24 protein-coding genes are annotated in these 14,864 nt (G+C 37.6%); 19 read left to right on the top strand and 5 right to left on the bottom strand.

Going from position 1 to position 14,864, the window contains the following annotated elements; translation table 11 throughout:
* Positions 1 to 14: 14 nt before the first annotated feature.
* The 13 genes from BM192_RS04345 (at position 15) to BM192_RS04285 (ending at position 8,924) form a co-directional block, all read left to right on the top strand.
* Positions 15 to 380: a hypothetical protein gene (locus BM192_RS04345; RefSeq protein ID WP_037438312.1), complete on the top strand. Its 366-nt coding sequence runs from the start codon at positions 15 to 17 to the stop codon at positions 378 to 380.
* Positions 373 to 600 carry a hypothetical protein gene (locus BM192_RS04340; protein ID WP_051759603.1) on the top strand — a complete coding sequence of 76 codons (228 nt, stop codon included), beginning with the start codon at positions 373 to 375 and terminating at the stop codon, positions 598 to 600. Before BM192_RS04345 ends, BM192_RS04340 begins: the two co-directional genes overlap by 8 nt.
* On the top strand, positions 593 to 817 hold the full coding sequence (locus tag BM192_RS04335; protein WP_037438311.1) for a hypothetical protein: 225 nt from the start codon (positions 593 to 595) through the stop codon (positions 815 to 817). The genes BM192_RS04340 and BM192_RS04335 overlap by 8 nt, the downstream gene beginning before the upstream one ends.
* Positions 814 to 2,505 carry a DEAD/DEAH box helicase gene (locus tag BM192_RS04330; RefSeq protein ID WP_037438310.1) on the top strand — a complete coding sequence of 564 codons (1,692 nt, stop codon included), beginning with the start codon at positions 814 to 816 and terminating at the stop codon, positions 2,503 to 2,505. The genes BM192_RS04335 and BM192_RS04330 overlap by 4 nt, the downstream gene beginning before the upstream one ends.
* Positions 2,506 to 2,583: 78 nt before the next feature.
* The gene (locus BM192_RS04325; RefSeq protein WP_051759601.1) at positions 2,584 to 2,955 is read left to right on the top strand and encodes a PcfK-like family protein; all 372 of its coding nucleotides are present in this window, start codon (positions 2,584 to 2,586) and stop codon (positions 2,953 to 2,955) included.
* Positions 2,956 to 3,167: 212 nt separating this feature from the next.
* On the top strand, positions 3,168 to 4,271 hold the full coding sequence (locus BM192_RS04320; protein ID WP_157282775.1) for a PcfJ domain-containing protein: 1,104 nt from the start codon (positions 3,168 to 3,170) through the stop codon (positions 4,269 to 4,271).
* A 286-nt stretch (positions 4,272 to 4,557) separates the two neighbouring features.
* On the top strand, positions 4,558 to 4,854 hold the full coding sequence (locus BM192_RS04315) for a hypothetical protein (protein WP_037438308.1): 297 nt from the start codon (positions 4,558 to 4,560) through the stop codon (positions 4,852 to 4,854).
* Between the two features lie 193 nt (positions 4,855 to 5,047).
* On the top strand, positions 5,048 to 5,812 hold the full coding sequence (locus BM192_RS04310) for a hypothetical protein (RefSeq protein ID WP_139218403.1): 765 nt from the start codon (positions 5,048 to 5,050) through the stop codon (positions 5,810 to 5,812).
* Position 5,813: 1 nt separating this feature from the next.
* Entirely contained in the window at positions 5,814 to 6,569 is a 756-nt protein-coding gene (locus BM192_RS04305) for a hypothetical protein (RefSeq protein ID WP_037438306.1), read from the top strand.
* Positions 6,570 to 6,639: 70 nt separating this feature from the next.
* Positions 6,640 to 6,885 (top strand): hypothetical protein, encoded by a 246-nt coding sequence (locus BM192_RS04300; protein WP_051759599.1) that lies wholly within the window; start codon positions 6,640 to 6,642, stop codon positions 6,883 to 6,885.
* A gap of 327 nt (positions 6,886 to 7,212) precedes the next feature.
* A complete protein-coding gene (locus BM192_RS04290; RefSeq protein ID WP_037438304.1) occupies positions 7,213 to 7,746 on the top strand; it encodes a hypothetical protein in 534 nt (177 codons plus the stop codon).
* Between the two features lies 1 nt (position 7,747).
* On the top strand, positions 7,748 to 7,924 hold the full coding sequence (locus tag BM192_RS20880; protein WP_157282769.1) for a hypothetical protein: 177 nt from the start codon (positions 7,748 to 7,750) through the stop codon (positions 7,922 to 7,924).
* Positions 7,925 to 8,078: 154 nt separating this feature from the next.
* Positions 8,079 to 8,924: a DNA adenine methylase gene (locus BM192_RS04285; protein ID WP_037438397.1), complete on the top strand. Its 846-nt coding sequence runs from the start codon at positions 8,079 to 8,081 to the stop codon at positions 8,922 to 8,924.
* Between the two features lie 42 nt (positions 8,925 to 8,966).
* On the opposite strand, the gene BM192_RS04280 is transcribed toward BM192_RS04285, so the two are convergent.
* Together BM192_RS04280 and BM192_RS04275 are read right to left on the bottom strand one after the other, a co-directional pair.
* The gene (locus BM192_RS04280; protein WP_037438396.1) at positions 8,967 to 9,359 is read right to left on the bottom strand and encodes a helix-turn-helix domain-containing protein; all 393 of its coding nucleotides are present in this window, start codon (positions 9,357 to 9,359) and stop codon (positions 8,967 to 8,969) included.
* A 30-nt stretch (positions 9,360 to 9,389) separates the two neighbouring features.
* Positions 9,390 to 9,686, bottom strand: a complete 297-nt coding sequence (locus BM192_RS04275; protein ID WP_037438303.1) for a type II toxin-antitoxin system HigB family toxin — start codon at positions 9,684 to 9,686, stop codon at positions 9,390 to 9,392.
* Between the two features lie 904 nt (positions 9,687 to 10,590).
* Here BM192_RS04275 and BM192_RS04270 point away from each other — a divergent pair.
* The 4 genes from BM192_RS04270 to BM192_RS04255 all read left to right on the top strand — a co-directional run bounded on the left by BM192_RS04270 (position 10,591) and on the right by BM192_RS04255 (position 12,137).
* The gene (locus BM192_RS04270; RefSeq protein WP_037438302.1) at positions 10,591 to 10,800 is read left to right on the top strand and encodes a hypothetical protein; all 210 of its coding nucleotides are present in this window, start codon (positions 10,591 to 10,593) and stop codon (positions 10,798 to 10,800) included.
* A gap of 4 nt (positions 10,801 to 10,804) precedes the next feature.
* On the top strand, positions 10,805 to 10,957 hold the full coding sequence (locus BM192_RS20875) for a hypothetical protein (RefSeq protein WP_157282766.1): 153 nt from the start codon (positions 10,805 to 10,807) through the stop codon (positions 10,955 to 10,957).
* A gap of 318 nt (positions 10,958 to 11,275) precedes the next feature.
* On the top strand, positions 11,276 to 11,467 hold the full coding sequence (locus BM192_RS04260) for a hypothetical protein (RefSeq protein WP_037438300.1): 192 nt from the start codon (positions 11,276 to 11,278) through the stop codon (positions 11,465 to 11,467).
* Between the two features lie 232 nt (positions 11,468 to 11,699).
* Positions 11,700 to 12,137 carry an ASCH domain-containing protein gene (locus tag BM192_RS04255; RefSeq protein ID WP_037438395.1) on the top strand — a complete coding sequence of 146 codons (438 nt, stop codon included), beginning with the start codon at positions 11,700 to 11,702 and terminating at the stop codon, positions 12,135 to 12,137.
* Here BM192_RS04255 and BM192_RS04250 read toward each other — a convergent pair.
* Positions 12,106 to 12,696 (bottom strand): hypothetical protein, encoded by a 591-nt coding sequence (locus BM192_RS04250; protein WP_037438299.1) that lies wholly within the window; start codon positions 12,694 to 12,696, stop codon positions 12,106 to 12,108. The genes BM192_RS04255 and BM192_RS04250 overlap by 32 nt on opposite strands.
* A gap of 30 nt (positions 12,697 to 12,726) precedes the next feature.
* Here BM192_RS04250 and BM192_RS04245 point away from each other — a divergent pair, with 30 nt between their 5' ends.
* Positions 12,727 to 12,915 (top strand): hypothetical protein, encoded by a 189-nt coding sequence (locus BM192_RS04245; RefSeq protein WP_037438298.1) that lies wholly within the window; start codon positions 12,727 to 12,729, stop codon positions 12,913 to 12,915.
* Here the strand turns inward: BM192_RS04245 and BM192_RS04240 are convergent.
* Positions 12,899 to 13,294 (bottom strand): hypothetical protein, encoded by a 396-nt coding sequence (locus BM192_RS04240; protein WP_037438297.1) that lies wholly within the window; start codon positions 13,292 to 13,294, stop codon positions 12,899 to 12,901. The genes BM192_RS04245 and BM192_RS04240 overlap by 17 nt on opposite strands.
* 15 nt (positions 13,295 to 13,309) lie before the next feature.
* Here BM192_RS04240 and BM192_RS20615 point away from each other — a divergent pair, with 15 nt between their 5' ends.
* The gene (locus BM192_RS20615) at positions 13,310 to 13,849 is read left to right on the top strand and encodes a hypothetical protein (RefSeq protein ID WP_051759595.1); all 540 of its coding nucleotides are present in this window, start codon (positions 13,310 to 13,312) and stop codon (positions 13,847 to 13,849) included.
* Here BM192_RS20615 and BM192_RS04230 read toward each other — a convergent pair.
* On the bottom strand, positions 13,844 to 14,473 hold the full coding sequence (locus tag BM192_RS04230; RefSeq protein ID WP_037438296.1) for a hypothetical protein: 630 nt from the start codon (positions 14,471 to 14,473) through the stop codon (positions 13,844 to 13,846). The genes BM192_RS20615 and BM192_RS04230 overlap by 6 nt on opposite strands.
* Positions 14,474 to 14,864: the final 391 nt, after the last annotated feature.

Here is a 14,864-nt window from a genome sequence, read left to right as displayed (position 1 = left end):
ATAAACTTGATCAAATGACTACAATAAAAATAACAACAGAAAAACCAGAAGTCGCAGCGCTTCTGATAGATATCATGATCGAAGTGGAGCGAGCTGAGGCTAAACATCCAATATGGCCTACTTGTCATATAAAACAGATCGCCATTATAGCAGAAGAAGCAGGGGAGTTAATTAGAGAAGGGAATCTGATTGATGAAGGTACCGGTACTTTCGCTCAAGCGAGAAAAGAAGCGATCGAAACCGCCGCAACATGCATTCGTTTTCTTACCAGGATTAAGCAGACAGAAGAGGACTTTAATCAGCCTGCAATAACCGATTATTTTAATGATCCCAGTTTTTTTATGAAATCAGGGTTGACAGAAGGAGGAAGCGATGAATAACGCTACAACACATCATGTTTCCATCTCTATTGAGGGATTACTAAATAAATCAGATAGTCTACTGCAGGATCTATTTGGCAGCTTTGGTCCCGATATCCGTACCGAATTGGAGGATCGCAAAGAAAAAGGAGAGTTGTTAATTGGTGCAGTAGGGTGCATCGGTTTTTGCCCAATAAACGGATGTCCAGGGCACGAGGAAAGCGAGGCTGACCATGGATAAAAGACAATGGTTATCAGCGTCGACACCTGCTCAACCTGATCCGGATTTATCTCGCAAGGACCGCCGTTCCTTGGAAATGGATGTCCAGTACTGGAAAGCATCATCAAAGCGAAAGGACAATGATATCAGTTATCTCAATAATCAAATAAGAGGCTTTAAATCTCAGATTACACGGCTTAAAGCCGCATTATACAAAAAAGGAGGCAAGCAGTCATGAGCGTAGGAACCATCATACAAATTGGAAATGTATTTAAAATTGAATTTGCATATCGACCAGCAATTACCGAGGCTGTAAAAGAACTTCCTGAACGTAAGTTTATTTATGCAGAAAAGCACTGGACAGTACCGGTTATGTATTCTGCAGCAGTAAGAGTCTTCGCAGAGAAGTATAAGCTCGAATTTGAAACAGTAAACACTGTAGAGCCAGAAACTAACTACGTCATACCACCGCTTCCGGAATTGACTTTGAAAATTCCAACCAATAGGCCAATGCTACCTTGGCAACCTGGTGGAGTGGCTTATACAATGGAGAAGCAGCGGCTAATTATGGGGGACGATATGGGGCTTGGAAAAACAAGTCAAGCCATTATTGCGATGGAGGGATTAAATATCCAAGGGAAAGCGGCTTATCCGTGTTTAATTATATGCCCATCAGCTGTGAAAGAAAACTGGGTAATTGAAATTAAAGCCAATGTGAAACGCACCGGTATTGTGCTTAAGGATAGCGTCAAGAATACTTTTCCTGAATTCTTTCGCGTTGGTATGAGTCAATACTTCATTTGTAACTTTGAGAGCCTTAAAAAGTATTTTGTAACTAAAGTTGATAAACCAGAGGCCGGTAAAAAACTACGAATAAATAATATTCATTTCAATCAGAAATTACTTGATTTCTTTAAAGCTGTTATCGTAGATGAAAGTCATAAGGTAAAATCCCTCACGTCACTTAATACAAAGTTTACAAAAGGTATATGTATCGGTAAGGAAACTATCTTCTTACTGACCGGAACGCCGATTGTTAATAAGCCCAAAGACCTAGTTTCCCAGCTCGGTATACTTGACCGTTTAAAAGATTTTGGAGGCTATAAAGCGTTTGAAAAGCGTTATTGTTCCGGACCCCGGGAAGCAAGTAACATGAAGGAATTGAATTATAAGCTCAATTTGATCTGCTTCTACCGCCGTAATAAAACGGATCCTGATATTAAAAAGTATTTACCGGATAAAGCTAGACAAGTTATACAGTGCGATCTTGATCCTGTCCATCGTAAAGAATACATGCATGCGCAGGCAGACCTTGAAAGTTACATGATCAATATTAAGAAGCAAAGCGATGATCAAGTAGCTAAATCCATGAAAGGGGAGGTGATGGTAAGGATTGGTATTCTAAAAAACATAAGCGCACGTGGAAAACTAAAGGATGCATTTGCCTTCATCCGGGATATAGTTGAACAAGGGCAGAAGATTGTAGTGTTTGCCAGCCTTAAAGAAGTTATTGCAGCGGTACAGCATGAATTTCCCAGATCAGTTAGAATAACCGGTGCTGAAGATGGCAAGCAGAAGCAAGCTGCCGTCGAGCGCTTTCAGAATGATTCAAAGATTGATGTGGTTGTCTTGAATCTAAAAGCCGGCGGGGTCGGTATTAATGGACTTCAAAATGTAGCTACACAGATATGTTTCATCGAATTTGGATGGCATGCAGCTATTATGGACCAGGCAGAAGATCGATTGTATCGGACCGGCCAAGGCGCGAACGTCATGTGCACCTACTTTTTAGGTAAAAACACGATCGATGAGTGGAACTACAAATTAATTAACAGCAAACGAGAGATTGCGAATACAATTACTGGTGCCGAAGATCAAACTGAGGAAACATTAATCGATAGTGTGATGACTCTCTTTTCTAAATAAATTATGCCCTTTTAGGGTGTTAGACATTTTCTTTTCAACAACCGCAGAGATGTTCTCCCCGGTTTAAACCTAAACAATATGCAAGCTACAGATACATTTACGGATGTCATTCAGGCACACCTGCAAAGTAGAGCAGAAACAGATTCTTTGTTTGCTGAGACACTTAAAAAAGCTAATAAAAACATAAAGGATTGCATCACTTATATTCTTAATACTGTGAAATCAAGTGGTCGTAACGGATTCGATGATGAAGAGGTCTTTGGTATGGCTATCCATTATTATGATGAGGATGATATCAAGGCTGGTCGAGATATTAATTGTAAAGTGGTTGTAAACCATTCAATTGCAACAATGGATAAGGTGCTTGCCGATCGTCCACAAGAGAAGGTTGAGACCAAGAAAGTAATGAAAAAACAACCCTTGATCGTTAACCAGTCATCCCTATTCTAACGCTTATGAAACCAAGAACTAAACTTCAGATCAGGGTTTTTGAACTCAGTACTCAACTGCCAAGTCTTAACGATGGACATAAACAATGGATTTATAAAAATTGCTTGTCCCACATCGGATATCGAACTAAGAAAAAGATATCGTGTTTGGATTGTGGGCATTCTTGGCCGGGCCAACAAAAGGTAAAAACTATAAAATGCCCAAATTGTCTTGTGAAGATTGAAATCAAGGATTCATTAAAAAGAAAACTTGACCAGTATGTAGTTGTAGCGTCTGTAGATAATCTTGGTGGTCTCCAGGTTAACCGGTTTTTTGAAGTCCGATCTTATCAAAATGCCGGATATATTGCTAAATATTTAATCCGTGAGATAGTACAGCAATGGTTTGAGCCAGAAGGGAAACTAACAATAGTTGCTCGCAGTGATTCGTTCGGTAACGGAAGTTATTCTGGAGATCTAGAGATCCGAACCAATATTTCAAATTACTGGCAATCCAATAAGTATGATGTTTATGCTGATAAGATTATCCCCAATGCCAATCCTCTACCTATTTACGCACGTAATGGATTCAATAGTAAAATAGAGAAGGTTCGCCTATACTCATTTTTACAGTCTCTGTTGAATGATGGCAAACTTGAAACCTTGATAAAGGCAGGTCAATACCCATTAGCATTAGCAAAACTAGGCGATCGAAGTAACACCATATACAGTCACTGGGATTCAATTAAAATTTGCATGCGTAGGAATTATTTGGTGAAGGATGCGGTGTCTTATCTGGATTACCTTGAACTACTGAGGCATTACGGTAAAGACTTACGTAGTCCTAAATATGTTTGTCCGGCCAGTTTTAAGAAAGAGCATAGCAGGCTTGTAAAAAAGCGAGCGCGAGATCAACGAATAGAAAGGATAATCCGTGACCAACAGGAAGCAGAGAAACGTAAGCTCCAGGCTGCGCAGGAGCAGATTAGTTATCTGGAAGAAAAATCGCCATACTTCGGTCTGTCGTTTTCAGAAGGACCGTTGATAGTTAAGGTTTTGGAGAGTGTACAGGAATTCATTGCAGAAGGTGATCATCACAAACATTGCGTTTATACTAACCGATATTACAGTAAGCCTGATTCACTTTGCTTTTCTGCGAAAGTAGATGGCATCCCTGTGGAAACAGTAGAAGTATCCCTCACAGAAATGAAAGTTATTCAGTCCAGGGGTCTTCATAATCATGCATCGGAATACAACCAACAGATAATTGCCATCATTAAAAAGAATATGGGGCAGATAAGAAAGAGGTATCAAAATTTAAAAAAAGAGGCAGCATAATGAAGCTATACCAAGATAGGCTAGACGCCGGAAGAAGCTCCGCGACGCAGCCGATTACGAGAAAAATGCCACATATAACACCGCCAACACAAGCATCACTGCCTCTATTATACCTGAATACTTTTAAAGTTTACGAGATGTAGAGGGTTTGTTACCATCAATATCGTGTTTTTCCTGAGATTCCATACAAGTAAATCTAAACAATAAAAGTCTGAATATCTAATGATTATAATTTACATACCATTAGGATCATATTAAACAAAAAACCATTCTAATTATAAAGTTCATGAAAGACAGAGATGACGTATACCCTTGGACTGACAGCGGTTTATTATTGCTGCATACCATTAATGCTATCATTCAAAAGAACGGCGGCAGGGAAGCGATGTTAAAGATTGTACAAGCTGAATTGAGTCAGACTGTATTCCATCGGGAAAAGAGTAAGGTGCAGGAAGCAATCAGCAGAATGGTGGAACTTAAAATACCAAAAGCGCAAGCTGCGGATATGCTCAACATATCTTTAACTCAATATAAAGCTGAGCTATCGAACATGAGGCACAATAAGAATGCGCATTCAAACTAATATCTCGAGTAAATATATGCTCCTTTATTACATTGAGAATAATACGAAATAATTAATTAATTTAGCGGTACCGGTTGTCAGCCGCAAGACATTCAATATTATCCCTACAGACCTCTTTGTGCCTATCTGCACTAGAATCAAGCTGACAACCTTAATGGTCTGTAGGGATAATATTACTCAATTCAATTACAGTATGGCTAAAACCAATGATTCTAAACCCAACGGGTACGCTCTTAGCCGTGCATGGTTTGACTTTGCTTTTGAAAATCAAGGGATGGTCTCAGGAAATCACGGCTGCATGTTTCTTTGGTTTTTAGAAAAAAACAATAGAATGGGGTGGGCAAAACAGTTCGGTGCTCCCAGGGATGAGACAATGGCCGCTGTAGGTATTACTTCATTCAATACATACAGGAAGATATTTAGTGATCTGGTTGAATGGGGTTTTATAAATGTTATAAAAGAAAGTAAAAATCAATACACCGCGCATATAATTGCCCTATCAAAAAATGATCAACCATTGATACAGGCACTGGACTCGGCACTGATACAAGCACAAGGTAAGCATGAATACCAGCATAGCTCAGGCACTGATACTGACAGTGTTGCCATAATTAAACCAATAAACAAAGAAACCATTAAACCACAAACAAAGAAACCTATAAGTGGGAAAACTACATTTTCCCCTCCCACACACATTGATCTCTGCAACTACTTTTATGAGAAATCTAATGACTCAAAATGGACTGATCACGACTGCAATTTCCAAGCTCAGAAGTTTATCGATTTCTACAGTTCAAAAAACTGGATGGTCGGGAAAAATAAAATGGCAAACTGGAAATCTGCAGCATCTGGATGGATCAACAGGTCATTGGAAAACATCTCAAAAAAATCAGCGGAAGAAAAACCTCAAAAAGGTTTTCAGGCTGCAATGGACATGTACAACAAACTAAAAATCTAATATGGAAAGTCAAAACCAAATAATCACAACCAACAAACCAAGCGCAGAAGTGCAGCATGTTCTTCAACATCAACCAGCCTTTCTGGAAGATTACAAATCGGTTCACAATGAAGTCCTAGCTCAGGTCATGAAATCAATCACCCATTTGAATTGGTCCGTTCCCGATCAGGCTTCTATGGGTATCCTGGTGAGCGAAATCAGCAACAGCATCAGGAACAATTACAAGCAGATCAGAGTAGCTGAAATAGGAAATTGTTTTGCAAAAGGAATACGCGGTGAATACGGTGAGTTCATGGGATTAAGCGTAGTCACATTTGAAAAATTCATTATGGGATACCTGGTAAGTGATTACCGCTCTAACCTTGGAAAGACACTCCCTAAAGCAGAAATTCCATCACCACCTAAAGAACTAACCAAGCAAGACCGTATCGATTTCGCTCAAAAAGCTTATGATAAATACAAAATTGCCGGTTTTTATAACGACTTAGGGAATATTATTTATGACTTCCTTGATTGCGAAAAACTGATTCCTTTCACTACTTCTGAGAAGTTTGAAATGCTTGATCAGGCCAGACAAGAAGAGTATAAGAAATTACAGAATCCTTTATCACTGGAAGAGGCCAGGAGGTTTAATATTCAGTTAGAAGCCCTTATGAGTAGTAATGATAAGATTATTCCCAGATCAAAACGAATAGCTCTCAATAGATATTTTAAAATTCTGCTTCAGCAAGAGACTGAAAATATTCCATTTAAATAATGGATTTCTCATATATACACTAATATCGGCACTACACTTTTTACACACTTTAAAGAAAAAAACTATCAATATGGACAATTTATCAATAATACCCCGAATTGAAAAAGGTAAATCAGACCTCCAGATGTTCATCAGCAAATACAAGCCATCGAAATACAAAGTATTGAAAAATGGCATCGAGGTGCGTAGCGTTCCAAATGTGGAGGAGGCTGAAAATAAAGCCCGTGAGTTGATTAAAGAGATGAAGCTGCGATTAGTGGTTGTTCGGGATGCGGAAATGAGCGCATATAGAGCCTTTGAAGTTCAGGAGGTTTAATTATGGATTATGTCACTGAAAATTACATTGACCTTTTGGAATTCATAAAGGCAAATAACTCCAACATAACGTTTGGAATAGTATTTACCAAAGAAGAGGGTAGAAAGCATCGTCTATGGTGTGGAAGCGAAGCAAAGCCAATGTTTAGGATTAGTTTAAAAGTAGAATTACGATCAGCACAGATATCCACTATACAGAATTCCCTTCGTGTGAAGTTCATTTAACGGATGACTTCATTGATGATGAAGATGATATTCAATTTGTCTACACCAATACTATCACGGGTGTTAATTGCGAAGAGTGTTTAAAACAATCAAAACTAAAGTCATGATCAAAGAACTCAAAACAGAAAAATTTGAAGGACTGGCGGTCCTGGTGGCTGATGGATATTATTGCGCTGAAATTGAATCAGTACCCGAAGAAAAGTTTTTTCAATTGAACTTTCTACTTGATAATACGGATGAAGAAAGTGGTTTTTTTGGTGATCCGGTTGTTTGGTCTATTGAATTACCTTTTGACTGCAAGATCCTAGGCAAAGCAACCGACTTGACAGAATATGAGTGTGCCGGGATCGTACAGCCGCTATGGAATGGTTTTATGAACTACTTATTGATTAATGAGCCTGTAGGAAATTATAAGCGGCTTGTAAAAGAGACCACCAAGGAATCCTTCGACTCACTGATGCAGTCATTAGGTTGTTACCCTGTCAATCCATTTGCGGGAATATTTACACCTCGCATAGCTAAGGATAAAAAAGATCTCGGTAGTGTTCTGGGAGAGGTGATCTACAATGATATGCGTGAGTTGTGGAAAGAAGCGGAAGCCAACACCGGCACATGGTTGATCCTTCAAAAACTGTAATATGACATTCGACGAAGTACTTTCGATGATGTTTAATGACGTCAAACACTCACATGAGATGATTAGGGTCAGGGCAAGGAAAGCCAAAATAGACCTTGCCAATACAATAATGAAAACAATAATCAGACAGCACGCAGTTCGCTGTTTTTATGGACGGATCGACAGCTCCTTCAGGTGATCAATATTATGGATTTAAAATAACGCACCCAACTACCTTTTCTTAGCTTCTCACGACCTCGATTAGTTTGCATATCACTGCACGTTGGATGCGTATGGCATCGGCTGCAGTATGTACAAATACGGGTCGTGAGAAACACAAAATTAAGAAAAATATGAGAAGATTAAATTTAAAAACACCCATTTCGTACTATGGTGGTAAACAGAAGCTTGCGGATAAAATCATTAGCTTGATCCCTAAACACACACTTTATTGTGAACCTTTTATTGGAGGTGCGGCTGTATTCTTTGCTAAATACCCATCTGAGGTAGAGGTGCTGAATGACACGAATAAGGAGTTGATTAACTTTTATAAGATGGTGCAGAATGAGTTTGTAGGGCTTGAAAAGGAAATAAGGATTTCTTTACATAGCAGAGATCTGCATCGTAAAGCTTCAGTTATTTACAATAATCCGGATATGTTTAGCGAGATAAAAAGAGCCTGGGCGGTATGGGTATTAAGTTCACAAAGTTTCAGTGCTCAATTGGATAACAGCTGGGGATATGATATCTCTAAAAATACTACCACAAAGAAAATTATCAACAACAGGGATAGATTTACCGAAGACATGGCAATTAGACTACAAAACGTACAGATAGAGTCTGCAGATGCTTTGTACATTATCAAAGGCCGTGATAGTGAAGAGTCATTTTTTTACCTAGACCCGCCTTACTTCAATAGCGATTGCGGCCACTACGATGGATATAGCGAGCAGGACTTTGAAAATCTACTGATTCTAATATCCAACATCCAAGGTAAATTCCTCATGAGCTCTTATCCGTCGGATCTGCTCAACAAATACTGTAAAAAGAATGGTTGGAATATTTGGATGGTTGAACAAAATGTAACCGTGAATAATAAATCAGGCGTTAATAAAAAGAAGATAGAAGTTCTTACATCTAATTTCACTATTGATCTAGCTCCACAACTATTTGACAGTAAAGAGCTGACGTTGTGGTAATAGGAAGGATAAACCTGAATAGCTTGTTTATAGCTATTCAGGTTAGGTTAAAGATTGAGAACCTTTTAAATCATACTCTTTGATCAATAATTCGGGGGGAATACTCAACATGTCACTGAACGTTCGAATCATAGTCAAGGACAGTGATTGTTTGTAGTTCAATACTTTGCTTACAGTTCCTTTATCACCGTATTTTTTAGCTAAATCAGCAGACTTATATCCTAAATCTTGCATTCTGATTTTAATTAGCTTAACTGGGTCTACATCTGGTAAATCCCATTTTTCATTTTCGTAAATTGAAATAAGGTGCACCAACAACATCTTTTCTTTGTGTTCGATTGTTCCTTTCGGTGCACGTTTTATTTCTTCATATCTGGCAGTTGCTATTTCGTAATCTTGCTCAGATCCTAGTAAAAACCAAGTTGGTTTATTCATTATCATTATCTCCTTGACTGGGTACACATTCTATTTTATGGTCTTCGCGTCAATACTACTGTACTCCGAATGGGTACCAATAAAATAAATATTTACGATACCGTCTTCATAATCCACTTCGACTATTAAACGATATGTATTTCCTTTTATCTTAAATCTGGCTCTGCTACCTTTTATTATTTTTGCAGAAGGAAAATCACGTCTTATATCTGAGCTTTTTTTCCATATAGCTTGCTCGGTCGTGTTTTTCCAGCTTTTTAAGTGACTAGCAGCGTTAGAATGTTTCTTTGCATACTGGTATAGTTTTTCCAAATAAATGATCTTCATTTTTAATGTATTTATTTTTTTGATCTAGAGATCGATTGGTTATTGTGCCTATTGTTTTCATATCTATGTGATTTTTTAAGAATTTTATTTGTTAAATGCTGTTGGTACTGCAGTTTTGATTTTTGTTCCTGTTTCGTAATATTAATTTAGTTTTGATTCTGTTATCTAAAATCAAATGTAGGAAAAAAGTTGGTAAATAGCCAACTTTTAAATAAACATTTGAAATGAAAAAGGGATTCCGAAAAATCCCTTTAATTTAAAACTGGCTTACATGATGTGTGGCATTCGAAGAATACCGAGCTTAATTAACATGTAAACGAGGTTTAACGTCGCTACGGCTGCCTCTGTGAGAATGGTTAATAACTTAATTCTGCCAGAATTTTGGTTTAAAAACAAATCTGGTCTACCTTTACACGTAGAAAACTGGAGCACAACTTTGTGCTGACAAATTGATAATCTCATAATATCTAGTTTTTGATGAAGGCCAGTACTCGTAATACTGGCCTTCGCTTGTGAAATACAAATTTGGCGATTCTTTTAAGACTGACCCGAAATTGTTGTCCACACAGGTGGAAAAGAGAAATAGTTATTTTGGTGTTTTACCACAATAATTATGTATATCCTTTTATAAAATATCTCCTGTGATGCTTTTCAAGCGAATTCTGTTAATGATATTTGGTTGCTTATAGTCAGAAATTCTCATACTAAAGTGTGTAAAGTTTATTTGCTTGAATATTTTATATGCTCTATTGTGGTATTAGGAATAATTGTTTATGTTTGTCTTATCAAAATGACAGCACCCTTCGACTCAGCTGTTTAAAAGACATTCCAAGTGGTTTATTTCCTTGAAGCGAGTCGAAGCGTGGATAGGGGATAAACCATTTTTATTTTAAATACTTCGACAATGAAATCAAACGAACTTTTAAGGATCAAGTCCTGCGATACTGGATTTGCGATAGTGAGCGATACTGTATTTATCGGCAGCCCTGATGACGATTCAGAAAATCATGATGTGGTGATCAGCAGACAAAATGATATAATCAACGTAAATGAATATCCGCTGACGCCAGCTATGGTCCATATATTAAAAATGTACTTAGATAATCAGATTTAAAGCTATGCAAGTAGAACTAAGTGAAAAAGAGGTATCTGATATCAGGCGCGCTTTAATCATTGCGATGCAGCAACTGGATGCCACTAAGAATGACCCTGATTTACTTCTGTCGAATAGACTGGAACTAATTGAAGCGAGATTGAGAGATTCCAAGTAACTAATAACGGTACTTAATCCGTTCGCCTGCATAGAGATATGCGGGCTTTGTCAGTGCCAGTGTATTCAATTGGTTACCAATATGGGAGATCAGGAATGTTTAAGAGGATTGGAGAAGCTTGTGACTATTTGCCTAATAGTCCTCGCGGTGTTTATGATATCAACCCTTTGGTACCATAAACATCTGAATGAGATGGAAAAGCAGCAAACAAAAGAAGTTGAGTCCTTTATCAACCACAGTGAAATACCACAAAATTACAATAGACTAATTAGTTTATTATAATCAATTATAGAACTTAAACCCTATAAATAACCTACTATGACTAGAAATGAATTTGTTACCTCCTGGGTAATCAACTACACTACGAGTGTGAAATCTGCACGTAAAGCTGCTGAGAAAGAAATGGGTAATGACATGAATGACCTTGTAAAACACGCAGTTCTAATGGCCAATTTAGCCTATACTGAACTTCAGAAGAACGTTATTCCGCAGCCATGCCTTACCAGATAGATCCGGAAATATTAATAGCTACAGGCGTTGTACTGCTGGGTTATCTAGCCGTCTACATAATCAGGAGAGCTAATTCAGACGGTTAAATCGAGCTGTAACGCGGAATTCTATAGTTGAAATAGCATACTGCAATTACGATGATAACAAGTATCCAAAACCACACGGACTTAACATCAATATGCAGACCCCATTTATTTTTATCAAAAAACATAACCAAAAATATAAAAATTATATGAAAGCTTTAACAATCAAAAACCCGTGGGCATTATTGATTGCTCAGGGAATTAAGGACATTGAGAATAGAACCTGGAGGACTAAGTTCAGAGGTAGTATTAATATTCATGCCGGCAAGGATTACCCGTATGTATCGCTCACCGATCAGCAGGAGGATCTTATACGAGGTGATCTCCGGTACAACTTCATCAAAAGGAAATTCAATTGTTCTGCCATCATTGTCGAAGTGGATATTGTTGACTGTGTACTCAATCATGAATCAATATGGGCAGAACAAATGGCTTACGATGTATGTCCGGAGACTGGTATGCATATTTTAAGGAAAGGTCAGCCTTATGTATGGAACTGGGTTCTCGCAAATCCATTGCTTTATGATAAACCGATTGAAAATGTTAAGGGTGCACTTAGCGTTTGGGAACCGTTCTTAAATAAGTAGGCATAGGATCTTTTTGGAGATTACAATTAACGAACCCTAAGGAATAATCATAACATTGCTCGTATTCATTACCTATTAAATCTTCAAAAGTAAGTGTGATGTCTAGTGTGAGGTTCCCCTGATTCAATCTTTCCAGAGTTGTGGAGATAGATAACTCCAGGTCATGGATATAATTTCCAGATGCTATAATTTCTAACTGTATTCGTTTTTCATAAGGGCTATTGATTTTTGCATCAACGCAGTGAAAGGAAATATAAAGGTTGCGAGCATTATTTTTTAATAGGATGATCTTTAATTTTGAGTACAGAATACGATGCCCATTTATCTTGTTTCCGTGGGGTTCAGTTGCTATCGAAAGATCGAATATTGGTATATGTTCAATCCGGTACCGCTCATTTTCTATGAGGGTTATATGCTGTTGAGCTTTTTGAACTATTCGCTGAGAACGAAAAGTAAGTATAAGGTAAATAGCAGTGATGATAGTTACGCCTACCATCACCCAATCAGCAACGGAGCCCATAATATTAGTGTCAGTAAAATAAAAGTTGAATGAGAACATGGTTTAGAGTTTCTCAAAAGTATATAAATTATGAACGAATACGTCTACCACGGTGACAAGCTCACTGATCCTAAATACAAAAAGCAGCCATGTAAGGCGGTAAGGAAGAACGGAAAATGCATAAGAGGTAAGAATAGCAATATGCTAGTAGAGTTTACCGGTGGTGATAAAGTTGTGATCATGGCCAGAACTTTAAGGAAGATTAGGAACCAGAATTAAAGGATGAGTAAGCAGAAACAGCAGCAGAGATCGTACTAACAAGGTTCATTATATTATTAAACCGTTCTTTTGGTAACTCTCCTTCCAACTTAGCTAATTCTAGTTCCAATTTCGTGAAATTATTTCTAAAAACTTCCTCTTCAAAAGTAAAACCACCACGGTTTACAAAGTCATGAGCATCTAGCTCTACTTGTACCCTATAACGTAATCCTGAAAAGTCATGAGAATTAATTAATCCTCTTTTAGAAAATTGTCTAAGTATGCTTTGTACAATAAGATAATCATATTCAAAAGTTTTGGAAGTAATTGTCTGACCGCTTAAACCATTGTTAACTAATCTATTTAAAATATCATCCTTGATCGCTGGTGTAATTATCATACCCCAATATACAAAATGAAATCATCTGCCATTTTAAAAGCCGTTTACAAAGATTGTCTGGATCGGGGTTACATTCTCCATGGTGATCTGTTGCTGCCACCTAATCATCCGGATGCTCTAAAATTATTAGCAGTAAAACCAAAAAAGAAAAAGAGGGTAATTACCCGCAAGACCGGCTGGATAGATGACGAACGGAATATCAGGAACAAAGCAAACCAGCGAGATGCGTTTATGATGTTCGTTGAGCAGCAGCTGCATGTTGAAGTATGGCCTGAGTTCTACTTTAGTACTGAAAGGCTTTACCGGTTTGATTATGCAATTCCAATCCTGTCGAATTCGACACCTTTAAAACTGGCTATTGAACAAGAAGGCGGCATTTGGGCAAAAGGTAACAGTGGTCATTCATCCGGTACAGGCATCAGCAGAGACATGGAAAAGTCGAACCTTGCGCAATCTCAAGGATGGGTAGTGATCAGGAGAACGCCGGATCAGATGATTACCAGTGAGACGATTGAATTAATTAAATCATTAATCAAGCAGCGAATACCATTATAGAAAATATCCGCTGAACACCTGTTTTATAATAGCTAAAAGTTCCTGTGCATGTTCTTGTGTTACACCTAACTGAATGATGATACTAATTATTGTCCCTATAAATAGTCCTTGCCAATCAAATTTATTCATATCATTAGCAAGTGCTAAAAGATGATCTAATTTAGATTCAATGGCAAAATTCTGTTCAGAAGTTAAAGATATAGCTGCGATTGATGACTTTATCTGGGATATCTGTTGGCTCAGTATCAAGTATTCAGAATGTGAAAACATGGTGTTGTCAGCTGGGATAATACCCCTAAGGTTATTCATCTCCTGTGTTAATCTATCCCATTTGTCCGGTGCAGATATTTCCCTGTTTAAATTCTCTACCCAATGTCTAAAATGTATTGCTACTTCGGACCAAAGTGATGTACTTGTCGAATTTTGATATGTATTAGAGCCGGGGATAAAATCAATATACCAAGATGATGTTACCTTTTGTATCTTAAAATAATACTCAGAGTTAGTATATTGTATTCTAAATTGATTAGCGCCATCTATTACAGCAAACTGAGATGGTGTAAAACTATCATTTAATTCGATGAGGTCGTATAGACTATTTTTTTGGGAGGTAAGTAGTTTCATGTTATTAATCGCGGTTCGCAACAATGATAGTGAAAACTATGGCAAAAAATAAATAAAAAAAGATACTAAAAGCTTTGAAATATCAAAGTATTTAGTATCTTTGAATATGTTAAAATTAACAGTAACAAAGAAAGGATTTGATGTTCGTTTCAAGGGGACATTCAAATCGGTAGGAAGACTGATCAGACTGGTAATCAAGATCATCATCTTTTAAAGACCAACCGGGGGCAAGGCTCCCGGTTCTTCCTTTTGTTATTGCAAATATACTAATTATGATAAAACAAATCTTAGGGTATTTAAAAGCTTGGATCCGGGGAGAAGATGCTGAGCTGCACATTGACAAGACCTGGAGTTTTGCTTGGTGGGAGCTGGGTGCAATTCTAATTATTAT

It is taken from the genome of Pedobacter antarcticus (assembly GCF_900112985.1).
In the GTDB taxonomy this organism is placed as follows: Bacteria; Bacteroidota; Bacteroidia; order Sphingobacteriales; family Sphingobacteriaceae; genus Pedobacter; species Pedobacter antarcticus.
Note: the sequence above shows the minus strand (reverse complement) of the source record. Positions and strands in the feature narration are given on the sequence as shown.